Here is a 22,134-nt window from a genome sequence, read left to right as displayed (position 1 = left end):
GGAGAAAACCATGTCCGACATGTCCATGCTCATCAACGGCCTGAAAGTCACGGCCGAGCGCGGCGCCACCTTCGAGCGCCGCAATCCCCTCGATGGCAGCGTGGCCTCGCGTGCCCCCGCCGCCTCGCCGGCCGATGCCGTGATGGCCGTCGAGGCCGCCGCCGAGGCTTTCAAGACCTGGAGCCAGACCGGCCCCAGCGAGCGCCGCATGCTGCTGCTCAAGGCCGCCGATGCGTTGGAGGCCAAGACGCCGCAGTTCATCGAGGCCGTGGCGGCCGAGACCGGCGCAGCGGGCAGCTGGGCCGGCTTCAACGTCTTCCTGGCGGCCGGCATGATCCGCGAGGCCGCCGCGCTGACCACCCAGGTGGCCGGCGAGGTGATCCCCTCGGACGTGCCGGGCTCGCTGGCCATGGCCGTGCGCCAGCCCGCCGGTGTGGTGCTGGGCATCGCACCGTGGAACGCGCCCGTCATCCTGGGGGTGCGCGCCATCTGCGTGCCCCTGGCCTGTGGCAACACCGTGGTGATGAAGGGCTCGGAGAACTGCCCGCGCACCCACCAGCTCATCATCGAGGCTTTCCTGGACGCGGGTTTCCCGCCCGGCGTCGTGAACTACATCACCAACGCCCCGGCCGACGCCGGCGCCGTGGTGGAGGCCATGGTGGCGCATCCGGCCGTGCGTCGTGTGAACTTCACGGGTTCGACCAAGGTGGGCAGGATCATCGCCATGACCTGCGCCAAGTACCTCAAGCCCGTGGTGCTGGAGCTGGGCGGCAAGGCCCCCATGGTCATCCTGGATGACGCCGACATCGACGACGCCGTCAACGGCGCGGCCTTCGGCTGCTTCGCCAACAGCGGCCAGATCTGCATGAGCACCGAGCGCATCATCGTGGACAACAAGATTGCCGACGCCTTCGTGAAGAAGTTCGTCGAGAAGGCCAAGGCGCTGCCGCTGGGCGACCCGCGCAAACCCGAGCCGGTGGTGCTGGGCTCGGTGATCGGCATGAACACGGTGGAGCACTGCAATGCGCTGATCGACGACGCGCTGGCCAAGGGCGCCAAGCTGCTGTGCGGCGGCAAGGCCACCACCACGCTGATGCCCGCCACCGTGCTGGACCACGTGACCCCGGCCATGAAGATCTACCACGAGGAGAGCTTCGGCCCTGTGAAACCCATCGTGCGCGTCAACGGTGTCGAAGAAGCCGTGGCCTGCGCCAACGACAACGAGTACGGCCTCTCCGCCGCGGTCTTCGGCGGCGACATCGCCCGTGCCTTCAACGTGGCGCGCCGTATCGACTCCGGCATCTGCCACGTCAACGGCCCCACCGTGCACGACGAAGCTCAGATGCCCTTTGGCGGCGTCAAGGGTTCGGGCATCGGCCGTTTCGGCGGCAAGGCCGGCATCCATGAGTTCACCGAACTGCGCTGGATCACGCTGCAGACCACGCCGCGTCATTACCCGTTCTAAGAAGAACAAGACCGAAGAACAACAAGAAGCTTCTTCGACTCGACCGCGCCCGCCTGTTTCAGGTCGGCGCGGTTTCTTTTTCAAGCTTCTGCAGATAGTGCATGGCCTGTTCGGCTGAGTCGCCGCACATGGCTGGCGAGGGCGCCAGACTGCTGCAGACCGCCGGCCGTTCAGGCCGGCCGAAGATCAGGCAGCGGCCCGCCGCGTCCAGCTGCACGCAGCGCATGCCGGCAGGTTTACCCTGCGGCATGCCGGGGATGGGGCTGGAGATGGAGGGCGCGATGCAGCAGGCAGCGCAGCCTGGGCGGCAGTTCATGCCCTCCATTCTCAGGGATAGAGCCCGCGCATTTCGCGTGCGTGCAGGATGCGCTTGCAGGCCACGATGAAGGTGGCCGTGCGCAGGCTCACGCGGTTGTCCTGCGCCACCTGCCAGATGACGGCGAAGGCTTCTTTCATGATGCGCACCAGTCGTGCGTTGATCTCGTCCTCGCTCCAGAAGAAGCTGGAGAAATCCTGCACCCATTCGAAGTAGCTCACCGTCACACCACCCGCGTTGGCAATCACGTCGGGCACCACCAGCACCCCGCGCTCCTGCAGGATGTCGTCGGCCTCGGGTGTGGTGGGGCCGTTGGCGCCCTCGATCACCATGCGGGCGGTGATCAGCCCGGCATTGGCCGCCGTGATCTGGCCTTCGAGCGCGGCCGGGATCAGGATGTCGCAGGGGACTTGCCAGAAGGCCGCGGAGGCCAGCGGCTCGGCGGATGCAAAGCCGGTCACACTGCCGGTGAGCCGCACGTGCTCGGCCAGGGCGGCCAGGTCCAGCCCCGCTTCGCGGTAGATGGTGCCGGCGTGGTCCTGCACCGCCACGATGCGGGCGCCCGCTTCGGCAAACAGCCTCGCCGAGACGCTGCCCACATTGCCAAAGCCTTGCACGGCCACACGCGCGCCCGCGATCTTCAGGCCGATCTGATGCGCCGCCTCCACGCCCACGGTGTACACACCGCGCCCCGTGGCATCGCGCCGCCCGAGCGAGCCGCCCAGCGCCAGGGGCTTGCCGGTGACGACGCCGGTGGCCGTCTCGCCGACGTTCATGGAGTAGGTGTCCATCATCCAGGCCATGATCTGTTCGTTGGTGTTGACATCCGGGGCCGGGATGTCCTTGCTCGGGCCGATGATGATGCCGATCTCGCTGGTGTAGCGCCGCGTGACGCGCTCCAGTTCACCGAGGGAAAGTGTCTTGGGATTCACGCGCACCCCGCCCTTGGCGCCGCCGTAGGGCACGTTGACCGCTGCGTTCTTCACCGACATCCAGGCCGACAGGGCCATCACCTCCGACAGCGTCACGTCCTGGTGAAAGCGCACGCCGCCCTTGCCCGGTCCGCGCGAGGTGTTGTGCTGCACGCGGTAGCCTTCGAAGTGCGCGATGGTGCCGTTGTCCAGAAGGATGGGCACGTCCACGATGAGGCAGCGCTTGGGCCGCTTGAGCGTTTCGACCCAGCGTGCCAGCGGGCCGAGGTAGGGCGTCACCCGGTCGACCTGTTGCAGATAGGTGCCCCAGGGGCCGAGGTGGTCGGCCTGCAGGTAGGAGGGCAGGGCGTGCGGGCTGGCAGTGGTTGTCATCGGTCTCTCACCTCTGGGGGTTGCGGGTGCCGCCAGCTTAAGCCGTGGGGGACGCGCTGTCCAAGGCGGTCTGCTTGTGAGTCCATGCCGTTCCCGCATCGAGCGGCATGCGGTGCGCCGCCTGACGGGAACGCACACAAAACGGGCCCGCCCGTTAAAATGCGGTCTTCGGGCCTAAAGCGGGTGTTCACCTTCTTCATCTACTTGGCCCAGGGCGCGCAGCACGCGTGCACGACCACCGGGATTCCTCCATGCTCTACCCACAAGAATTCGATGTCATCGTCGTCGGCGGCGGCCATGCCGGCACCGAAGCCGCGCTGGCATCCGCGCGCATGGGCGCCAAGACCCTGCTGCTGACGCACAACATCGAGACCCTGGGCCAGATGAGCTGCAACCCTTCCATCGGCGGCATCGGCAAGGGCCACCTGGTGAAAGAGGTGGACGCGCTGGGCGGGGCCATGGCCATCGCCACCGACGAGGGCGGCATCCAGTTCCGCATCCTCAACAGCTCCAAGGGCCCGGCCGTGCGTGCCACCCGCGCCCAGGCCGACCGCATTCTTTATAAAGCCGCCATCCGCCGCCGCCTGGAAAACCAGCCGAATCTCTGGCTGTTCCAGCAGGCCGTGGACGACCTGATGGTGGAGGGCGACCGGGTGGTTGGCGCCGTCACCCAGGTCGGCATCAAGTTCCGCAGCCGCACCGTGGTGTTGACCGCCGGCACCTTCCTGGACGGCAAGATCCACGTGGGCCTGAACAACTACGCGGCCGGCCGCGCCGGTGACCCGCCGGCCGTGAGCCTGTCGGCCCGGCTGAAAGAACTCAAGCTGCCGCAGGGTCGCCTGAAGACTGGCACCCCGCCGCGCATTGACGGCCGGTCCATCGACTTCTCCCTGTGCACCGAACAGCCGGGCGACGGCATGCCCGGCGGCGTGGGCGACAGCGTGCCGGTGTTCAGCTTCATGGGCAAGGCGGCCATGCATCCGCAGCAGATGCCCTGCTGGATTACCCACACCAACGAGCGCACGCACGAGATCATCCGCTCCGGCTTCGACCGCAGCCCCATGTTCACCGGCAAGATCGAGGGCGTGGGCCCGCGTTATTGCCCCAGCGTCGAAGACAAGATCAACCGCTTCGCCGACAAGGACAGCCACCAGATCTTCCTGGAGCCCGAAGGCCTGACGACGAACGAGTACTACCCCAACGGCATCTCCACCAGCCTGCCCTTCGACATTCAGTACGACCTGGTCCGCTCGATGAAGGGGCTGGAAAACGCCCACATCCTGCGCCCGGGTTACGCCATCGAATACGACTACTTCGACCCGCGCTCGCTCAAGGGCAGCTTCGAGACCAAACAGATCCAGGGCCTGTTCTTCGCCGGCCAGATCAACGGCACCACCGGTTATGAAGAGGCAGCGGCCCAGGGCCTGTTTGCCGGCATCAACGCCGCGCTCCAGGTTCGGGGCGCCGAAGCCTGGCAACCGCGTCGTGACGAAGCCTATCTGGGCGTGTTGGTCGACGACCTGACCACCCAGGGTGTGACCGAGCCCTACCGCATGTTCACCAGCCGGGCCGAGTTCCGCCTGCAGCTGCGCGAAGACAACGCCGACCTGCGCCTGACCGAAACCGGCCGCCAACTGGGCCTGGTCGACGACATCCGCTGGGGCGCTTTTTGCCGCAAGCGCGACGCTGTTTCACGTGAAACAGAGCGCCTCAAGGCCACCTGGGTGAACCCCCGCATCCTGTCCGCGGCCGAGGCCGAGCGGGTGCTGGGCACCACGATCGAGCGCGAGTACCACCTCTTCGACCTGCTGCGCCGGCCGGATGTGAGCTACGCCGGCCTTATGTCCCTGGACGGTGGCAAGTACGCCAACCCCGATGTTTCACGTGAAACACTGGGTGAGCTGGCCGAGCCCGTGGTCGAGCAACTGGAGATTGCCGCCAAGTATTCCGGCTACATCGACCGCCAGAAGGACGAAGTGGAGCGCGCCTCTCATTACGAAAACCTCAAGCTGCCCACCGATCTGGACTACATGCAGGTTTCCGCCCTCTCCATCGAAGCCCGCCAGAAGCTGCAAAAGCACCGCCCGGAAACCCTGGGCCAGGCTTCCCGCATCTCCGGTATCACCCCAGCCAGCATTTCCCTGCTGATGATCCACCTGAAAAAAGGTGGTTTCCGCGGTTTCGCCAAGACCGAAGTGGCCGAGGCGGCATGAGCCTGGATCTCCCGACGGCCCTGAAACAGGGCGTGGCCGAACTTGGCCTGGAGCTGTCCGAGGCCCAGATCACCCAGTTGCTGGACTACCTGGCCCTGATCCAGAAGTGGACCAAGGTCTACAACCTGACAGCCGTGCGTGACCCGGCCGAGATGCTGACCCACCACCTGCTCGACAGCCTGGCCGTCATCCGCCCCTTGCGGCAGCAACTGGCCAGCCGCCAGCCGGCGGACGGGCAGGGCTTCCGTTTGCTCGATGTCGGTTCCGGCGCCGGCCTGCCGGGCGTGGTCATTGCCATCTGCTGCCCGGACATCGCCGTGAGCTGTGTGGACACCGTGGCCAAGAAAGCCACCTTCATCCAGCAGGCCGCCTTGACCCTGAAACTTTCCAACCTCAAGGGCCTGCACGCCCGGGTGGAAAACCTGGACGACCATTACGACGTGGTCAGTTCCCGGGCGTTTGCTTCCCTGGTGGACTTCACGTCCTGGTCCCGTTCGGCCCTGGCGCCGGCGGGGGTTTGGATGGCGATGAAGGGGAAGTCGCCGGTGGAGGAGCTGGCGGCGCTCCCGGCCGGGGTGCAGGTGTTTCACGTGGAACAGCTTTCTGTTCCTGGCTTGGGGGCGGAGAGGTGCATCGTTTGGATGAAGCCTTCTGCTTCGACCTGACCTCTTTGCCTGCGGCGCTTTTGTAATCCCCCCCTATCCCCCCAGCCCCCTCCCCCCCCCCGCCGGGGCGGGAAGGGGGAGCCCAATTTTGGAATTGCGTGCCGGCTACGCTCCTACGAGCGTGAGGTCGCCGCCGTGGTCTCGGTGCCCATATTTCTCGGAACGGGTCGTAGTAAACGGTGATGGGTCGGTGCGGCTCTGGCTGGCGGCTGCGCGCCAGCGACGAGAAAAGAGCGGTGCGCGCGGCCCGCCTTCTGGGCTCGAAAACGGCAGGTTGGCGTAGCCAACCACCGTTAGTGGCTAGCTACTTCCGAGCCGTTCACTACGACCGCAGCCAAGAAGTCCAGGCCAGAAGTAGCAGTGGCGACGCCCCGCTTCATAGAAGCCTGTCCAGAAAACCAACTACCAAATCGGGCTCCCCCTTCCCGCCCCGGCGGGGGTGGGAAGGGGGCTGGGGGGATAGGGGGGGATTACAAAAGCGCCGCAGGCAAAGACGCGGGCCTAAAAGTGTTCCACGTGAAACACCAAATCCGGGCAAACCAGCAGCCCAACCGACCAGAACCCCCAAAAAGCTGCCGTACACTCAACCCTTCCCCAAGCCCCCCCATTCAAGACCCCATCCCCCCATGTTTGGCGTAGCCGACTACGGCGCTTTTGTCGTCACCGTCATCATTTTTCTGCTGATCCCGGGCCCCGGCAATCTGGCGCTGATCACGTCCACCAGCAAGGGTGGGGTGCGCGGCGGGCTGGCCGCGACCTTGGGGGTGATCCTGGGCGACCAGGTGCTGATGTGGGCCGCGGTGGCCGGTGTGGCCGCCTTGCTGATCGCCTACCCGACCGCCTTCAATCTGCTGCAGTGGGGCGGGGCGGCCTACCTCGCATTCCTCGGTGTGCAGATGCTGCTGGCCAAACCCGGCGCGGCGCCGGTGCTGAACATCAAGGCCGGCCACTACCTGCGCCAGGCCATGGTCATCACCCTGCTCAATCCCAAGGCCATCATGTTCTACTTGGCCTTCTTTCCGCTCTTCGTCGACCCGGCCACGCACCAGGGCCTGTTCACCTTCGGCTTCATGGCCGTGACGATCGCCTTTCTGACTTTTCTCTACGGCCTGGGCATGACCCTGCTCACGCACTATCTCGCCGACCGTCTGCGCGCCAACCCGCTGTATGGCCGCATGCTGGAGAAAATTGCCGGCCTCTGCCTGATCGGCTTCGGCTTGCGTCTTGCTTTCACCCGCTGATCTCACATATATAAAAGGGACGACCTGATGGCGAAAATTTTCTGCGTGGCCAACCAGAAGGGTGGCGTGGGCAAGACGACAACGACCGTCAACCTCGCGGCAGGTCTGGCCAAGGTGGGGCAGCGTGTGCTGATGGTGGACCTGGACCCCCAGGGCAATGCCACCATGGGTTCGGGGGTGGACAAGCGGCAACTCAAGCTCACCCTCTATGACGTGCTGCTCGAAAGCGCCTCCATCGCCGAGGCCCGTGTCAAAAGCGACAAGCTCATCGAAGGCGGCTGCAGCTACGACATCCTGGGCGCCAACCGCGAACTCGCGGGCGCCGAAGTGGAGCTGGTCGATGTGGAGCGCCGCGAACGGCGCCTCAAGGAAGCCCTGGCCAAGGTCAGCGACGAATACGACTTCGTGCTCATCGACTGTCCGCCCTCGCTCTCCATGCTCACCCTCAACGGCCTGTGCAGCGCGCATGGGGTCATCGTGCCCATGCAGTGCGAATACTTCGCGCTCGAAGGCCTGACCGACCTGGTCAACACCATCAAGCAGGTGCACGCCAACCTCAACCCCGACCTGCAGATCATCGGCCTGCTGCGTGTCATGTTCGACCCGCGCATCACCCTGCAGGCCCAGGTGAGCGACCAGCTCAAGGCTCACTTCGGCGACAAGGTGTTCGACGCCGTCATCCCGCGCAATGTGCGCCTGGCCGAAGCACCCAGCTACGGCGTGCCCGGTGTGGTGTTCGACCCGGCGTCCAAGGGCGCGCAATCCTTCGTGAGCTTCGCGCAGGAGATGGTCGACCGCATCCAGAAGATGTGATCCACCGGCCCGCTCGTCAGCTACAAAAACAATAGCATGCATCCCGCAAGCATCCTCGTCCTGCCGGGCTGGCACAACTCCGGCCCGGGTCACTGGCAGAGCCGGTGGGAGGCCGCGTACGGCTACACGCGCGTGCAGCAACACGACTGGGAACGCCCCATGCGCGGCGACTGGCAGATGCAGCTGGAAGAAGCCGTGCTGCTGTGCCCCGAGCCGGCCGTGCTGGTGGCGCACAGCCTGGGTGTCATCCTGGTCGCGGCCTGGGCCGCGCACTCGCGCAACGTGCACCGCGTCAAGGGCGCGCTGCTGGTGGCGCCCGGCGACGTGGCGCGCGACGAGACCCGCGCCATCCTGCCCAGCTGGTGGCCGATTGAGCGCAAGGCCCTGCCTTTCAAAAGCATCCTGGTCGCCAGCCGCAACGACGACCGCTGCCCCTTCGACATGGCCCAGGGTCTGGCGCAAGACTGGGGTTCCGAATTCGTCGACGCCGGCAATGCCGGCCACCTCAATGCCGATTCGAACCTGGGCGACTGGCCCCGGGGCCACGCCCTGCTGGAGCGCCTGATGGCCCTCCAGGAATTGAACACAGCGAACTGATAACAGAGAGTAGAACGATATGGTCACCAAGAAACCCAAGGGCCTCGGCCGCGGACTCGAAGCCCTGCTGGGCCCCAAGGTCGACGACACCCGCGCCGAAGTGGCCGCCATGAACGAGGCGCGCGAAGGCCAGAGCACCGGCAGCCTCAAGCTCGACGAGATGGTGGCCGGCATGTACCAGCCGCGCACCCGCATGGACGAAGGGGCCTTGTATGAACTCGCCGAGTCCATCAAGGCCCAGGGCATCATGCAACCGATCCTGGTGCGCAAGCTGACCGACGGCCCCAACGCCGGCAAGCACGAGATCATTGCCGGCGAGCGCCGTTTCCGCGCCGCCAAACTCGCGGGCCTGGACAGCGTGCCCGTGCTGGTGCGCGACGTGCCCAACGAGTCCGCCGCCGCCATGGCCCTCATCGAGAACATCCAGCGCGAAGACCTGAACCCGCTGGAAGAAGCGCATGGCCTGCAGCGCCTGATCCGCGAATTCGGTTTGACGCACGAACAGGCCGCGCAGGCCGTGGGCCGCTCGCGCAGCGCCGCCAGCAACCTGCTGCGCCTCTTGAACCTGGCCGAACCGGTGCAGACCCTGCTCATGGCCGGCGACATCGACATGGGCCACGCCCGTGCCTTGCTCTCGCTGGACCGCGCCACGCAGATCACCGCCGCCAACCAGATCACCGCCAAGAAGATGTCGGTGCGCGAGGCCGAGAACCTGGTCAAGAAACTGAGCGCCGAGTTCTCGCTCACGCCGCAGAAGCCCGGCAAGGAAAAATCGCGCGACCTCAAGCGCGTGGAAGAAGAGCTGTCGGACCTGCTCACCGCCGAAGTGGAAGTGCGTGTGAAAAAGCGCGTCAAGCGCCACGGCCGCGTGGAAGAGATGGGCGAGCTCAGCATCCAGTTCGGCTCGCTGGATGAGCTCAACGGCCTGATCGACCGGCTGCGCCGCAGCGGCGGCAACGGGAATTAAGACCAGGGCGAGCGCATGAACCTGCTCGCCAAATTGCCCTGGCCGCTGCCGGCCCTGCTGAGCTGGGGCCTGTGCTGGCTCACACTCTCGCTGCTCCTGCGTGCCGGCCTTAGCACGGTCGATGCACTCGCTGCGTCCACGCTGCTCGGCGTGTTCCTCAGCCTGCTGGGCGGCAGCTGGTGGCGCCGCCTTTTCATCGGCTTCGGCTACCCGCTTTCACTCCTGCTAGCCGGCGGCCTCAGCCTGCCGGCCTGGGGCTGGCTGCTGCCGCTCGCATTGCTGGCCCTCATCTACCCGCTCAACGCCTGGCGCGATGCACCGCTGTTTCCCACGCCGGTAAACGCCTTGAATGAACTGCCCAACGTCGTGCCGCTGGAGCCGGGTGCGAAAGTGTTGGACGCTGGTTGTGGCCTGGGCCATGGGTTGGATGCCTTGCGTCAGGCCTACCCCCTGGCCGAACTGCACGGCATCGAATGGAGCCGGCCCCTGCGCTGGCTCTGCGCACGCCGCTGCCCCTGGGCGCAGGTGGCGCGGGGTGACATCTGGAAAGCCGATTGGTCGGGCTACGACCTGGTCTATCTGTTCCAGCGGCCCGAGAGCATGCCGCGGGCCATCGAGAAGGCGCGGGCGGAACTCAAACCCGGGGCCTGGCTGGTGAGTCTGGAGTTTGAGGCGATGGGGCTGACACCGGTGGCCAAGCTGGAGGGGGCGCAGGGGAAGCCGGTGTGGGTGTATCAGGCCATCTTTCAATAGGACAGCGGATATATGGCTTTACAGCAGGTCAGTATTTGCCCCGGCGCCAGACACGGTTTCTTGGCGTTTTACTATTTCACGACGTTTTCCGTAAAAACGCTGGCGAAGGTTGTGAATCTGAAGAATAATCAAAAACCGATAGCAGGAAGGCTCTTGCCATGATGGAGGTGGATATGCACATGAGAGCAGCTGACTTTGCCGTTGTTGACGAGGCTCGTCGTGCCGCCAAAGGTCGACTGGGCTTCTTCAATCAAATGTTGGAAGCAAAAGTTGCGGCTACGGCCGAGGTTCGAGCAAATTTGAAGATCGTCAAACCAAAAACAAAGCCAGCACCGAAGACACTATCTAAGAAATAAGAAAAAGCCACCGATGGTGGCTTTTTGCTTTTCTGGGGGAGGGGAGAGATGCTTTACAGCGCAAAAGACTATCAAAGAGTTCGCAAGGAAAAGGAAGAACTCGATTTGGGGAGAAGTCAATTTCGACGTGACTTTGCCCGACTCTTGCACTCTCCTGCATTTCGACGGCTTCAAGGGAAGACGCAACTATTCCCTGGACACGAGTCAGATTTTTTTCGCAATCGGCTGACTCACTCGTTAGAGGTTGCACAGATCGCAAAGGGACTCGCTCAGCAGATTAACAAGAGAACGCCAGCGTTTAAACGGAGGTCGATAGACCTAGACTTGGTTGAATTTGCAGGCCTTGCTCATGATCTGGGGCACCCACCATTTGGTCACAATGGCGAGCATGCCTTAGATGATTGCATGAAGAAATACGGTGGGTTTGAGGGAAACGCGCAAACGCTGCGAATTCTCTCCCGTGTAGAGAAAAAGATCCAAGCTGCAATCGGTCCGAGCGACGATATTTGTGGGATTACACCCGAAGGAATCGATCGACGCTTAGGCCTGAACTTAACTTATCGTAGTCTCGCAGCCGTTTTAAAGTACGACAACCCAATCCCACTGCGAAGAAAAAAAGATACGCCGCTTGAAAAGGGCTATTACGAATCCGAAAGGGAGTTGGTCGAGAAAATAAAAGCACATGTGGGCGTACCGACTGCCTCGACAAAATTCAAGACGGTTGAATGTCAGATCATGGATATCGCAGACGATATTGCGTATTCGACATACGACCTGGAAGATGCCATGAAGGGCGGCTTTAGCCACCCAATGCAATTGTTGGCAAAGGTGGGCGATGAGTCGCTATTGACGAAGCTTCACGAGAAGGTGGCTAAAGAAGTTCCCAAGGTGACCCCAGATGAGGTGTTCGCTGCTCTGACGGATTTATTCATGCTTAATGGGGCAGATACGCCGGCTCTGGAGCAATACACAACTTCGAAAATGCTGGCGAGTGACGCCAAAATGAGATCCGAATTCACCTCCGAACTAATCGGTAGATTCATGCGTGGTGTGTCGGTGACACATGGCACCGGCGCCGATATCAAGTTTTCGAAAGTTGAGGTTGCACGCGAGATTCGTATCAAGATCGAATCGCTAAAGCATCTGAATTTTTTGCTGATGATCATGTCTCCACGTCTGAAGGTCGTGGAATACCGCGGCTATGAAGTCGTTAAAACGATTTTTGAAACACTTGACTCCGAAGAGGGGCATTTGCTTCTGCCCGATGATTTGCAGGTGATGTTTGGGCGACTTACGGACACTGACTCAAAGAAGCGCCTGATCTGTGATTTTGTTGCAGGTATGACCGATCGATATGCAGTCGAGTTTTACAGCCGCTTACGAGAGTCCGGTGCCTCTATCTTCAAACCTATTTAGGTTGGTCTGCTAATTTCCTAGACTGGTTTCTAAAGTGGCAGGGCGCCGTGCCATTGCTGGATTTGAAGCGCCACGCAAATTCTCAAGCAGCTCAGCCAAGTGGGATTGCAACTAGGCTAGGCATCAAAAAGGACGGCCTTAGATGTCCTCTCTTCGCCAGCTGTATCTAACGGCTATTGCCTTGTTCGCCTTCGCCGGCAACTCCCTGCTCTGCCGCGCCGCCTTGCAGCACACCCCCATTGACGCCGCCAGCTTCACCACCATCCGCCTGATCTCCGGTGCGCTGACCCTCTGGCTGCTGGTGCAACTCACACGCCGCGGCGTTACGGGCCGCGGCAGCTGGCCCTCGGCCCTCGCACTCTTCGCTTACGCGGCTGCCTTCTCCTTTGCCTACCTCAGCCTACCCGCCGGCTCCGGCGCGCTGCTGCTCTTCGGTTCGGTGCAGACCGGCATGATCGGCTGGGGGCTGGCCAAGGGTGAGCATTTCTCGATGATGCAGTGGGCCGGCCTGGTGCTCGCGCTCGCGGGGCTGGTGGGCCTGCTGCTGCCTGGTTTGTCCGCGCCGCCACTCGGCGCCGCCCTGCTGATGATCACCGCCGGCCTGGCCTGGGCCGTCTACTCCTTGCGCGGCAAGGGCGCGGGCGATGCGCTGCGTGTGACGGCGGGCAACTTCGTGCGCACGGTGCCGGTGGCGTTGCTCATGAGTTTTGTTTTTCTCCAGAGCGCGCAGGTCGACACGGCGGGCGCACTCTACGCCATCGCCTCCGGTGCCATCACCTCGGGCATCGGTTACGCCATCTGGTACACCGCGCTACCGCACCTCAAGGCCACGAGTGCGGCCACGCTGCAGCTCAGCGTGCCGGTGATCGCGGCGGTGGGCGGCATCCTCTGGCTGGGGGAGCCACTGACGCTGCGCCTGCTGCTGGCCTCGGCCGCCATCCTGGGCGGCATCACGCTGGTGATCCGGCAGCAGCGCTGATTGACAGCGCGCGGCCGCTCCGCGATAAAGCAGGCTGTAGCACAGGGAGCCTTTGTGATGCGCAAGACACCGCAACGATGCTGGGCCGCCCCGTCGGTCCTGGCGCTGGTGGCCCTGCTGGCCGGCTGCGCCGGCCCGGGCACCCGCGTGCCGCCACCGCCGTCGGCCACGCAGGGGCAGATCGAGAAGGAAATGCAGGTCCTGCAACTGTCCTTCTTCACGGACCCTTGCATGGACCGGTTGCGCCAGCGGGCTTCCGAACTGAAACCGGGTGACACGCAGCTGGGCATCAAGGCGCTGTATGCGGTGGAGTTCGCGCCCAACACCCAGCGCCGCGACGGCCTGGCCTACCGGCTGCATGTGCAGGAGCGAGACCGCACGGGCTATCTCTACGTGAGCGACGGCACGGCAGGGTCGTACCGGATTTATGGCCCCCTGCCGCTCTGGGCCTGCCTGCACAGGCAAGGGTCTTGAGCGCTGTTCCATTCTGAGAATTTCTGGAGACGTGCATTACGAATCTGTTTTGCATCAATGTACAAACACGGATATTTGACTAGACTGAAATGGTTACAACCCAAAGGAGCCACCATGAGTACACGCAAGCAGACCACCCTGATCGTTGCCGGCATCGCCCTGCTGGTGGTCAGCGGCTCCCTGCAGGCGCAGAACGTGCGCGCCAATCCCGGTTACTGGAGCGATAGCAACGGCTTCGTCGTGCGCAGCGGTTTTGGCTTGTGCTGGCACACCGGTTCCTGGACGCCGGAACTGGCCATCCCCGAGTGCGAAGGCGGCGTGACGGCCAAGCCGGTCGTTCCCGCGCCGGCACCAGCCCCCGCTCCGGTGGCGGCTGCACCGGCCCCAGCGCCCGTGGTGGCGCCCGCCCCCGCCCCGGTGCCCGCTGCGGCTCCGGCAGAAACGTTCCGCACGCAGGTCGTCGACAAGGCCGTGCGCCTGGAGGGCGCCAGCTTCGCCACCGGCTCCAGCCGCCTGCTGCCCGGCGCCGGCAGCAAGCTGGATGAAGTGGTCAACGCAGCCAAGCAGTACCCGGAGGCCGGCCTGACCATCACGGGTTACACCGACAGCCAGGGCAATGCCCAGTCCAACGTGAAGCTGTCGCAGGCCCGCGCTGATGCCGTCAAGGCTTACCTGGTGGGCAAGGGTGTGGCGGCCAGCCGTATCACCACCGATGGCAAGGGGGCGGCCGATCCGGTGGCAGACAACACCACGGCCGAGGGCCGCAGCAAGAACCGTCGCGTGGAAGTGCGTTATACGGTGAAGGAAGAAACGCGTGTGCGCGTGACGCAGTAAGCGCTGCACGCAAGTCAAAAAAGGCGGGCTACGGCCCGCCTTTTTTATCCGCTTCAGGCGTCGCCCCGCTGGCTCTGGCGCCAGCGCGCCAGCACCTCGTCGGCAGGGGCCGGGCGGCCATGCAGATAACCCTGCTGGATGACCTGGCCGCGCGCGTTGAGGAAGTCGGCCTGCTCGATGGTTTCCACCCCTTCGGCCACCACTTTGAGGCGCATGTGGCGTGCCACCGAGAGGATGGCTTCCACCAGGGCGGCGTCGCTCGGGTCGGTGGGGGCGTCCTGCACGAAGCTGCGGTCGATCTTGAGTTCGTGGATGGGCAGGCGCTTGAGGTAGGCGAGGGACGAGTAGCCGGTGCCGAAGTCGTCCAGCGAGAACTTCACGCCCAGGCTGGTCAGGTGCGACATCTTCTGCACCACGCTGTCCATCTGGTCCATCACGATGCTTTCGGTGATCTCGATGACCAGGTCGTCCGGTGAAGCGCCCTGCGCCAACAGGGTGTCCTGCACCACGTGGACGAAACCGGGCTGGTGGAACTGGCGCGGGCTGATGTTGACGGCAATCGGCAGGCGCAGGCCGTCGCGGCGCAGTTCACCCAGATGCCGGCAGACGGTCTTGAGCACCCAGCGGCCCAGTTCGGTGATGAGCTCGCTTTCCTCGGCGATGGGGATGAAGGTGCCCGGGGCCATGAGGCCATGTTCGGGGTGCAACCAGCGTACCAGCGCCTCGGCCCCCACCACGCGGCCCTGGGCGTTGACCTGGGGCTGCAGGTACAGGCGCAGCTCGTTGGCGGCCAGGCCGCGGCGCAGATCGCGCTCGATCAGGAAGCGGCGGCTGATGAGCTGCTCCATGGACACGTCGAAGAAGGCGGTCTGGCCCGCGCCACTGTCCTTGGCACGGTGCAGGGCGGTGTCGGCACGGCGCAGCACGTCGCCCGGGCTGTCGGCCTGGCCCTGGGGCAGCAGGGTGATGCCGATGCAGCAGCTGATCTTGAGCGCCACGGCGCTCTCCAGTTCGAAGGGCTGGTCCAGTCGCTCCTGCAGGGTCTGGGCCACGCGCAGGGCCCGGGCGCTGGTACCTTCGCTGCCGGCGTCGCCGCCGTGCAGCAGGATGGCGAATTCGTCGGCGCTCAGGTGGGCCAGCCGGTCGTCGGCATGCAGCAGATCGCCCAGGCGTTCGCCCATTTTCTTCAGCAGCTGGTCACCGGCGCCGTGGCCCAGCGCGTCGTTGACGGTCTGGAAGCGGTCCAGGTTGAGCAGCAGCAGGGCGCACTGCTCGTGCGTGCGGCCGTGGGCGTCCAGCACGTCCTGGATGTCCTGCAGCAGGCGGTGGCGGTTGGGCAGGCCGGTGAGCGGGTTGAACCAGGCCAGCTGGTGCGCCTTGTCCTCGGCATCCTTCTGCGCCGTCACGTCCAGCTGCACGGCCAGGTAGTGGGTGACCTGGCCCTGCGCGTCGCGCACCGGGGCCAGGTTCATGCTCTGCACGTACTCGCGCCCGCTCTTGTGGCGGTTGATCATCTCGCCGTGCCAGGGCTGGCCGGCGTTGAGCGTGAACCACATGGAGGCATAGACCTCGGGCGGCGTGCGTCCCGAGCGCAGCATGCGGGGGTTCTCGCCCAGCACCTCATGGCGCTGGTAGCCGCTGGTCGTCACGAAGGCCTGGTTGACGTACTCGATGTTGCCGTCCAGGCCGGTGATGATGACGCTGGCCGGGCTCTGTTCGATGGCCTGCGAGAGCTGGAGCAGCTGGGCCTGCGATTTCTTGCGCTCGGAGATGTCGCGCGACACGCCCAGCATGCGCGTGATCTGGCCGCGCTCGTCGGCCAGCAGGGTGCTGACGGCCTCCACCGGGATGTGACGGCCACCCTTGTGTACATTGATCGACTCCAGGGTTTGCGTGCGTGCGCTTTCGTCGCCGCCGAGGAAGGCTTCCACGCGGGCCTTGATGCGTGCCACGGTGACCGGATACATCTCGGGGCTGACCACGTCGCGCATCGAGAGCTTGAGGGTCTCGCTCACGCTGTAGCCCAGCAGGCCCTCGATCGAGGGGCTGGCGTAGAGAAAGCGCTGGTTGACCAGGTCGTAGAGCCACACCACGTCGCTGCTGTTCTCGGCCAGCAGCCGGTACTGGGCTTCGCTTTCGCTGAGCGAATGCTCGATGCGCCGCAACTCCTCGATCTCGCGGGCCGAGTCCTGCAGGCGCAGACGTTCGTTGTGCAGGTAGAGCGCGCCGCCCAAGGCCAGCAGGGCCAGGGCGCCGGCCAGCACCATCCAGGCGCTGCGCACCAGCGCGTTGTGCAGCAGTTCGGAGCGGTCCTGCTTGGCCAGCAGCCACCATTCGGTATCGCCGATGCTTTGCGCCACGCCGTAGGACGGCACGTTGCGGTAGTCCCGGCCTTCGATCAACACGCCGGAGGGCACCTCGCCGCGCAGCACCTGCACGCTCAGCTGATCGCCGCCGGCCAGCGGCAGCTGCATGCGCAGCGCGGCGTCGCCGCGGTGGCGCAGCTCGCTGAGGAACAGCAGCTGGTCGTTGTCCTGGCGGAAGAGGAAAGCCTCGGCGCTTTTCTGCGGCAGGGGCCAGTCGGTCAGCGCGGGGTGCAGGTATTCGGGCGGGTCGATGTGCAGCACCAGCGCGGCGGGATGGGCGGTTTCGCCGGCCAGCGGGCCCACGAAAGCCAGGCGCAGCGTGCCGGTGGCATCGCGCCAGGGGCCGGCGCGCATGGGCTGGCCCAGCGTCAGCGCGCGCAGCACGGCCAGGTGCAGGGTCGGGTCGACAAAGGGGGCCGACTCCGGGTTGGCCGGCAGCAGGTCGGGGTCGTTGCTGTCGAGCACCTTGTGGCCCTGGGCATCGACGATTTCCATGCGCGGGAAGGCGGCATCGCTGACGTAATTTTTCAGGAACGCCTGCAGCCCACGGCCGGCTGCCAGGTCGCCTTCGTTGCGCCAGCGCAGCCACTGGTTGCGCAGATAGGGTGCCTTGTTGGCCCAGGAGGCGTCGCTGAGCCGCTCCTTGTGCCAGGTCCAGATCTCGCGGGCCTTGGATTCCGAGATGGCCAGCAGCTGGGCATAGGCCTTTTCCTTTTCCTCGCGCAGGCCGTGCCAGACCGTCAGCACCACCAGGGCGATGATCGTGACCGACAGCAGAGCCAGCAGGGCCAGTGACAGGCGTTGCGTACGGGCGGGGCGGCGCGACTCGGATGACGGGGCCGCACGCTGGCGCAGCAGGAGGAACAGCAGGGCCGAGGTGACGGCCACAAAGAGCCAGCCCTTGAAGGTGCTGGCCAGCAGGATGGCTTCGGGATCCTTGAGCAGCCATTCGACGGCGCGGTCGGACAGCAGGATCCACAGGGCGGCAAAGCTGGCGTAGAGCAATACCGCGCCCAGCGCGCTGCGGCGGGTGTCGATCTGGGGGCCGGGCGGGGGCGGGGCCGGGCGGGTCATGGGGGCGGGGCCTGTCGGTTCCTAGAGCGTGAAGATCTTGCCCGGGTTCATGATGTTCTTGGGGTCGAGCGCGCGCTTGATGGTGCGCATCATGTCCACCGCGCCGCTGCCCGCCTCGGTGAGCAGGAAGTCCATCTTGTGCATGCCCACGCCGTGCTCGCCGGTGCAGGTGCCGCCCAGCTTGAGCGCGCGGTGCACCAGCTGGTGGTTGAGTTTTTCGGCCGTGGCGTATTCCTCGGGGCTGGCCGGATCGATCAGGTAGCCGAAGTGGAAGTTGCCGTCGCCCACGTGGCCGACCAGGAAGTAGGGCAGGCCGCTGGCGTCGGCCTCGGCCACGGAGTCGAGCAGGCAGTCGGCCAGGCGGCTGATGGGCACGCAGGTGTCGGTGGAGATGGCGCGGCAGCCGGGCTTGCTCTGGATGGCGGCGAAGTAGGCGTTGTGCCGCGCGGTCCACAGGCGGGTGCGCTCCTCGGGCGTGACGGCCCACTCGAAGGCGTTGCCGCCGTGCTCGCTGGCGATCTCCTGCACGGTCTCGGCCTGCTCCTTGACACTGGCGGGCGAGCCGTGGAATTCCATCAGCAGCAGCGGCTCCTCGCGCAGGCTCAGCTTCGAATGGGCATTGACCATGCGCACGGTGTGGGCGTCGATCAGCTCCACCCGCGCGATCGGGATGCCCATCTGGATGATCTGGATGGTGCTGCGCACCGCGGCCTCGATGCTGGGGAAGGAGCAGATGGCGGCCGAAATGGCCTCGGGCAGCGGATAGATGCGCAGGGTGATCTCGGTCATCACGCCCAATGTGCCTTCGCTGCCCACCATGAGGCGCGTGAGGTCGTAGCCGGCGCTGCTTTTCTTGGCGCGCGTGCCGGTGCGGATGACTTCGCCGCTGGCGGTGACCACTTCCAGCGCCAGCACGTTCTCGCGCATGGTGCCGTAGCGCACGGCATTGGTGCCGGAAGCGCGCGTGGCGCTCATGCCGCCCAGGCTGGCGTCGGCGCCCGGGTCGATGGGGAAGAACAGGCCGGTGCTCTTGATCTCCTCGTTGAGCTGCTTGCGTGTCACGCCGGGCTGCACGGTGACGGTCAGGTCCTCGGCGTTGACGGCCAGGATCCTGTTCATGCGGCTGACGTCCAGGCTGATGCCGCCCTGGATGGCCAGCAGATGGCCTTCGAGCGAGGAGCCCACGCCGAAGGGGATGACGGGCACGCTGTAGTCGCTGGCCAGCTTCACGGCGGCAGCCACGTCGGCCGTGCTTTCGGCAAAGACCACGGCCGCGGGCGGGGGAACGCTGGTGTAGGCCGATTCGTCGCGGCCATGTTGTTCGCGCACCACCAGGGCGGTGGAGCAGCGCTCGCCGAAGCGGGCCTTGAGGGCGTCGATCAGCGCGGCGGGGACGCTGCGCGGGTGGGCTTCGGGCTGCAGCTGGGCGCTTGGTGTGGGTGCGTTCATGACGGTCTCCGGGCCGAGGGGCTTTGCCCCGTACGGCGGGGCTGGGGAATAATGCAGTGATTCTGCCTCCGGATGGACCGGGGCGCAGCGAGAACTCCATTTTGATCCAAGGTGACCGCCATGGGAAATCGCCTGACACAAATCGCCACCCGTACCGGCGACAACGGCACCACCGGCCTGGGGGACAACCAGCGCGTCTCCAAGAACAGCCTGCGCGTGCACGCCATGGGCGAGGTGGACGAACTCAACTCGAACATCGGCGTGCTGCTCTGCGAAGACATGCCCGCCGACGTGCGCACGCTGCTGGTGGAGATCCAGCACCAGCTCTTCAACCTGGGGGGTGAGCTGTCCATCCCCGGCTTCGAGCTGCTCAAGCCAGAGGCCGTGCTGGCCCTGGACGAGGCGCTGGCGACCCACAACGAACAGCTGCCGCGCCTGCAGGAATTCATCCTGCCGGCCGGCTCGCGCGCAGCGGCGCTGGCGCACGTCTGCCGCACGGTGGCGCGCCGCGCCGAGCGCGCCGTGGTGGCGCTGGGCAACGAGGAAGCCATCAAGGAGGCGCCGCGCCAGTACCTCAACCGCCTGTCCGACCTGATGTTTGTGCTGGCGCGGGTGCTCAACCGCATGAATGGCGGGGATGACGTCTACTGGAAGAGCGAACGCCTGAAGAATGCCTGAACGGATCCATGAAAAACGCCCGCCGGGTCAAACCGGCGGGCGTTTTTTACTGGCGCGTGCTGCTCAGCGTTTGCGATTGAGCAGCGCGTACAGCAGGATGGCGCCGAAGGTGGCGGTGCCGATGCCGCCCAGCGCGAACTGGCCGAAACGCAGCGTGAAGTCGCCCGTGCCCAGCACCAGGGTGACGGCGGCGACGATCAGGTTCTTGTTGTCGCTGAAGTCCACCTTGTTGTCGACCCAGATCTTGGCACCGGCCACCGCAATCAGGCCGAAGACCACGATGGAGACACCACCCATCACCGGCAGAGGGATGGCCTGGATCACGGCGCCGAACTTCGGCGAGAAGCCCAGCAGCACGGCGATCAGCGCGGCCACGAAGAAGATGGCGGTGGAGTAGATCTTGGTGGCGGCCATGACGCCGATGTTCTCGGCATAGGTGGTCACGCCCGTGCCGCCGGCGCCGCCGCTGACCATGGTGGCCACGCCATCACCGATGAAGGCCCGGCCCATGTATTGGTCCAGGTTCTTGCCGGTCATGGCGGTGACGGCCTTGATGTGGCCCAGGTTCTCGGCCACCAGGATGATGGCCACGGGGGCGATCAGCAGCATGGCGTTGGCTTCGAACACCGGGGTGGCGAAGTTGGGCAGGCCGAACCAGGCGGCATTCATCACACCCGAGAGGTCCATGGGCTTGCCCAGGCCCATGCCGTTGGTGAGCACCGCGTAGATGATGCTGGCGGCAATCAGGCCCACAAGGATCAGCAGGCGTTGCACCATGCCGCGCGTGAGCACGGCCACCAGGCCCACGCAGACGAAGGTGACGAGCTGCATCCAGCTGTCGAAATTGCCGGCAGCCATGTTCTTCACCGGGATGCCTGCCAGGTTCAGGCCGATCACGGCGACCACCGCGCCGGTGACCACCGGCGGCATGAAGCGTTCGATCCAGCCGGTGCCGACAGCCTGCACGATGACACCGATGAGGGTGTAGAGCGCGCCGCAGGCGATGATGCCGCCCAGGGCCAGGCCGATGTTGGCGTTCGGCCCCTTGCCGGCGTAGGCCGTGGCGGCGATCACCACGCCGATGAAGGCGAAGCTCGAACCCAGGTAGCTGGGCACCTTGCCGCCGGTGATGAAAAAGAAGATCAGCGTGCCGATGCCGCTCATGAGGATGGCGATGTTGGGGTCGAAGCCCATGAGGATGGGGGCCAGCACGGTGGCGCCGAACATGGCGATCACGTGCTGCACGCCCATCACGGCGGTCTGCGGCCAGGGCAGGCGCTCGTCGGGGGCGATCACGCCGCCCTGCTGCAGCACGTCGGCGCTTTTCTCGGTCCATTGAAAGAGGCTCATCAATGCGTCTCCTTGGGTTGAGGTGCTGCGATGCTAGGCCATTTGCCTGAAAACGCCCAGTGCCCGGCTCCTTCGACGCAAAATGCGGCAATATCCGCGTTGTTTTTCAATCTCTTGCAGGAATGACAGGACCATGATCGCCATCGACCCCGCCGCGCGCGCCAACGTCCACCTCATCGACCACCCCCTGGTGCAGCACAAGCTGACGCTGATGCGCAAGAAGGAGGCCAGTACCAGCAGCTTTCGCCGCCTGCTCAATGAATTGGCCAGCCTGATGATCTATGAGGTCTGCCGCGACATGCCACTGCAGGACGTGCAGATCGAGACGCCGCTGGAGACCATGACGGGCCGGGTCATCGACGGCAAGAAGCTGGTGTTCGCCAGCATCCTGCGCGCGGGCAACGGCATCCTGGACGGCGTGCTCTCGGTGGTGCCGGGCGCGCGCGTGGGCCACGTCGGCCTGTACCGCGACCCGAAGACCCTGCAGGCGGTGGAGTACTACTTCAAGATGCCCAAGCACATGGAGGAGCGCGACGTTGTGATCGTCGATCCCATGCTGGCCACCGGCAACTCGGCGGCGGCGGCCGTGGCGCGTCTGAAGCAGTGCAAGCCGCGCTCCATCAAGTTCCTGTGCCTGCTGACCTGCCCCGAGGGCATCAACACCCTCTACAAGGAGCATCCGGACGTGCCGGTCTATACCGCGGCCATCGACCGCGAGCTCAACGACCACGGCTACATCCTGCCGGGGCTGGGCGATGCGGGCGATCGCATCTTCGGCACCCAGTAGCCGCACCACGGTGCCCGTCCGTGCGGCTGTGCACCTG

Annotated in this window: 20 protein-coding genes; 15 read left to right on the top strand and 5 right to left on the bottom strand. The window is 65.1% G+C overall.

Annotation, left to right across the window (positions count from 1 at the left end):
• Positions 1-10: 10 nt before the first annotated feature.
• Positions 11-1,465, top strand: a complete 1,455-nt coding sequence (locus AO057_RS03250; protein WP_057674282.1) for an aldehyde dehydrogenase — start codon at positions 11-13, stop codon at positions 1,463-1,465.
• A 58-nt stretch (positions 1,466-1,523) separates the two neighbouring features.
• On the opposite strand, the gene AO057_RS03245 is transcribed toward AO057_RS03250, so the two are convergent.
• Together AO057_RS03245 and AO057_RS03240 are read right to left on the bottom strand one after the other, a co-directional pair.
• Positions 1,524-1,781, bottom strand: coding sequence for a YkgJ family cysteine cluster protein (locus AO057_RS03245; protein ID WP_057677151.1), 258 nt, complete (start codon positions 1,779-1,781; stop codon positions 1,524-1,526).
• Between the two features lie 11 nt (positions 1,782-1,792).
• Positions 1,793-3,085: a Glu/Leu/Phe/Val family dehydrogenase gene (locus tag AO057_RS03240; protein ID WP_057674281.1), complete on the bottom strand. Its 1,293-nt coding sequence runs from the start codon at positions 3,083-3,085 to the stop codon at positions 1,793-1,795.
• Positions 3,086-3,336: 251 nt separating this feature from the next.
• On the opposite strand from AO057_RS03240, the gene mnmG reads away from it, so the two are divergent.
• From mnmG to AO057_RS17680, 12 genes are all read left to right on the top strand, one after another.
• On the top strand, positions 3,337-5,298 hold the full coding sequence (mnmG, locus tag AO057_RS03235) for a tRNA uridine-5-carboxymethylaminomethyl(34) synthesis enzyme MnmG (RefSeq protein ID WP_057674280.1): 1,962 nt from the start codon (positions 3,337-3,339) through the stop codon (positions 5,296-5,298).
• Entirely contained in the window at positions 5,295-5,963 is a 669-nt protein-coding gene (rsmG, locus tag AO057_RS03230) for a 16S rRNA (guanine(527)-N(7))-methyltransferase RsmG (protein WP_057674279.1), read from the top strand. The genes mnmG and rsmG overlap by 4 nt, the downstream gene beginning before the upstream one ends.
• Positions 5,964-6,589: 626 nt before the next feature.
• Positions 6,590-7,204 (top strand): LysE family translocator, encoded by a 615-nt coding sequence (locus AO057_RS03225; RefSeq protein WP_057674278.1) that lies wholly within the window; start codon positions 6,590-6,592, stop codon positions 7,202-7,204.
• 27 nt (positions 7,205-7,231) lie between these two features.
• The gene (locus AO057_RS03220) at positions 7,232-8,017 is read left to right on the top strand and encodes a ParA family protein (protein ID WP_057674277.1); all 786 of its coding nucleotides are present in this window, start codon (positions 7,232-7,234) and stop codon (positions 8,015-8,017) included.
• A 36-nt stretch (positions 8,018-8,053) separates the two neighbouring features.
• Positions 8,054-8,614 carry an RBBP9/YdeN family alpha/beta hydrolase gene (locus tag AO057_RS03215; protein ID WP_057674276.1) on the top strand — a complete coding sequence of 187 codons (561 nt, stop codon included), beginning with the start codon at positions 8,054-8,056 and terminating at the stop codon, positions 8,612-8,614.
• Between the two features lie 19 nt (positions 8,615-8,633).
• Positions 8,634-9,581, top strand: coding sequence for a ParB/RepB/Spo0J family partition protein (locus AO057_RS03210; RefSeq protein WP_057674275.1), 948 nt, complete (start codon positions 8,634-8,636; stop codon positions 9,579-9,581).
• Positions 9,582-9,596: 15 nt separating this feature from the next.
• Positions 9,597-10,334 carry a class I SAM-dependent methyltransferase gene (locus tag AO057_RS03205; protein ID WP_057674274.1) on the top strand — a complete coding sequence of 246 codons (738 nt, stop codon included), beginning with the start codon at positions 9,597-9,599 and terminating at the stop codon, positions 10,332-10,334.
• Between the two features lie 158 nt (positions 10,335-10,492).
• Positions 10,493-10,690: a hypothetical protein gene (locus tag AO057_RS17685; RefSeq protein ID WP_156404459.1), complete on the top strand. Its 198-nt coding sequence runs from the start codon at positions 10,493-10,495 to the stop codon at positions 10,688-10,690.
• Positions 10,691-10,738: 48 nt separating this feature from the next.
• Positions 10,739-12,106 (top strand): deoxyguanosinetriphosphate triphosphohydrolase family protein, encoded by a 1,368-nt coding sequence (locus AO057_RS17390; protein ID WP_082605395.1) that lies wholly within the window; start codon positions 10,739-10,741, stop codon positions 12,104-12,106.
• Between the two features lie 142 nt (positions 12,107-12,248).
• Positions 12,249-13,085, top strand: a complete 837-nt coding sequence (locus AO057_RS03190; RefSeq protein ID WP_057674271.1) for a DMT family transporter — start codon at positions 12,249-12,251, stop codon at positions 13,083-13,085.
• A 57-nt stretch (positions 13,086-13,142) separates the two neighbouring features.
• The gene (locus tag AO057_RS03185) at positions 13,143-13,559 is read left to right on the top strand and encodes a hypothetical protein (RefSeq protein ID WP_057674270.1); all 417 of its coding nucleotides are present in this window, start codon (positions 13,143-13,145) and stop codon (positions 13,557-13,559) included.
• 114 nt (positions 13,560-13,673) lie between these two features.
• Positions 13,674-14,393: an OmpA family protein gene (locus AO057_RS17680; protein WP_057674269.1), complete on the top strand. Its 720-nt coding sequence runs from the start codon at positions 13,674-13,676 to the stop codon at positions 14,391-14,393.
• A gap of 53 nt (positions 14,394-14,446) precedes the next feature.
• Here AO057_RS17680 and AO057_RS03175 read toward each other — a convergent pair whose 3' ends face one another.
• Both AO057_RS03175 and AO057_RS03170 read right to left on the bottom strand, forming a co-directional pair.
• Positions 14,447-17,833 (bottom strand): putative bifunctional diguanylate cyclase/phosphodiesterase, encoded by a 3,387-nt coding sequence (locus AO057_RS03175; protein ID WP_057674268.1) that lies wholly within the window; start codon positions 17,831-17,833, stop codon positions 14,447-14,449.
• A 21-nt stretch (positions 17,834-17,854) separates the two neighbouring features.
• Positions 17,855-19,282 carry an FAD-binding oxidoreductase gene (locus AO057_RS03170; protein ID WP_057674267.1) on the bottom strand — a complete coding sequence of 476 codons (1,428 nt, stop codon included), beginning with the start codon at positions 19,280-19,282 and terminating at the stop codon, positions 17,855-17,857.
• A gap of 120 nt (positions 19,283-19,402) precedes the next feature.
• Between AO057_RS03170 and AO057_RS03165 the strand changes: the two genes are divergently transcribed.
• Positions 19,403-19,960, top strand: a complete 558-nt coding sequence (locus AO057_RS03165; RefSeq protein ID WP_057677150.1) for a cob(I)yrinic acid a,c-diamide adenosyltransferase — start codon at positions 19,403-19,405, stop codon at positions 19,958-19,960.
• A gap of 63 nt (positions 19,961-20,023) precedes the next feature.
• Here AO057_RS03165 and AO057_RS03160 read toward each other — a convergent pair whose 3' ends face one another.
• Complete coding sequence (locus AO057_RS03160) at positions 20,024-21,310, bottom strand: solute carrier family 23 protein (RefSeq protein ID WP_057674266.1); 1,287 nt, start codon at positions 21,308-21,310, stop codon at positions 20,024-20,026.
• Between the two features lie 133 nt (positions 21,311-21,443).
• On the opposite strand from AO057_RS03160, the gene upp reads away from it, so the two are divergent.
• On the top strand, positions 21,444-22,097 hold the full coding sequence (gene upp / locus AO057_RS03155) for a uracil phosphoribosyltransferase (protein ID WP_057674265.1): 654 nt from the start codon (positions 21,444-21,446) through the stop codon (positions 22,095-22,097).
• Positions 22,098-22,134: the final 37 nt, after the last annotated feature.

The sequence above is a fragment of the Curvibacter sp. PAE-UM genome, from assembly GCF_001432305.1.
Taxonomy (GTDB): Bacteria; Pseudomonadota; Gammaproteobacteria; order Burkholderiales; family Burkholderiaceae_C; genus Hylemonella.
Note: the sequence above shows the minus strand (reverse complement) of the source record. Positions and strands in the feature narration are given on the sequence as shown.

Excerpts from the sequence above, each read along its gene's own strand:
- AO057_RS03250 (WP_057674282.1), top strand. The coding sequence starts at position 11 with ATGTCCGACATGTCCATGCTCATCAACGGCCTGAAAGTCACGGCCGAG.
- AO057_RS03245 (WP_057677151.1), bottom strand. The coding sequence starts at position 1,781 with ATGAACTGCCGCCCAGGCTGCGCTGCCTGCTGCATCGCGCCCTCCATC.
- AO057_RS03240 (WP_057674281.1), bottom strand. The coding sequence starts at position 3,085 with ATGACAACCACTGCCAGCCCGCACGCCCTGCCCTCCTACCTGCAGGCC.
- mnmG (WP_057674280.1), top strand. The coding sequence starts at position 3,337 with ATGCTCTACCCACAAGAATTCGATGTCATCGTCGTCGGCGGCGGCCAT.
- rsmG (WP_057674279.1), top strand. The coding sequence starts at position 5,295 with ATGAGCCTGGATCTCCCGACGGCCCTGAAACAGGGCGTGGCCGAACTT.
- AO057_RS03225 (WP_057674278.1), top strand. The coding sequence starts at position 6,590 with ATGTTTGGCGTAGCCGACTACGGCGCTTTTGTCGTCACCGTCATCATT.
- AO057_RS03220 (WP_057674277.1), top strand. The coding sequence starts at position 7,232 with ATGGCGAAAATTTTCTGCGTGGCCAACCAGAAGGGTGGCGTGGGCAAG.
- AO057_RS03215 (WP_057674276.1), top strand. The coding sequence starts at position 8,054 with ATGCATCCCGCAAGCATCCTCGTCCTGCCGGGCTGGCACAACTCCGGC.
- AO057_RS03210 (WP_057674275.1), top strand. The coding sequence starts at position 8,634 with ATGGTCACCAAGAAACCCAAGGGCCTCGGCCGCGGACTCGAAGCCCTG.
- AO057_RS03205 (WP_057674274.1), top strand. The coding sequence starts at position 9,597 with ATGAACCTGCTCGCCAAATTGCCCTGGCCGCTGCCGGCCCTGCTGAGC.
- AO057_RS17685 (WP_156404459.1), top strand. The coding sequence starts at position 10,493 with ATGATGGAGGTGGATATGCACATGAGAGCAGCTGACTTTGCCGTTGTT.
- AO057_RS17390 (WP_082605395.1), top strand. The coding sequence starts at position 10,739 with ATGCTTTACAGCGCAAAAGACTATCAAAGAGTTCGCAAGGAAAAGGAA.
- AO057_RS03190 (WP_057674271.1), top strand. The coding sequence starts at position 12,249 with ATGTCCTCTCTTCGCCAGCTGTATCTAACGGCTATTGCCTTGTTCGCC.
- AO057_RS03185 (WP_057674270.1), top strand. The coding sequence starts at position 13,143 with ATGCGCAAGACACCGCAACGATGCTGGGCCGCCCCGTCGGTCCTGGCG.
- AO057_RS17680 (WP_057674269.1), top strand. The coding sequence starts at position 13,674 with ATGAGTACACGCAAGCAGACCACCCTGATCGTTGCCGGCATCGCCCTG.
- AO057_RS03175 (WP_057674268.1), bottom strand. The coding sequence starts at position 17,833 with ATGACCCGCCCGGCCCCGCCCCCGCCCGGCCCCCAGATCGACACCCGC.
- AO057_RS03170 (WP_057674267.1), bottom strand. The coding sequence starts at position 19,282 with ATGAACGCACCCACACCAAGCGCCCAGCTGCAGCCCGAAGCCCACCCG.
- AO057_RS03165 (WP_057677150.1), top strand. The coding sequence starts at position 19,403 with ATGGGAAATCGCCTGACACAAATCGCCACCCGTACCGGCGACAACGGC.
- AO057_RS03160 (WP_057674266.1), bottom strand. The coding sequence starts at position 21,310 with ATGAGCCTCTTTCAATGGACCGAGAAAAGCGCCGACGTGCTGCAGCAG.
- upp (WP_057674265.1), top strand. The coding sequence starts at position 21,444 with ATGATCGCCATCGACCCCGCCGCGCGCGCCAACGTCCACCTCATCGAC.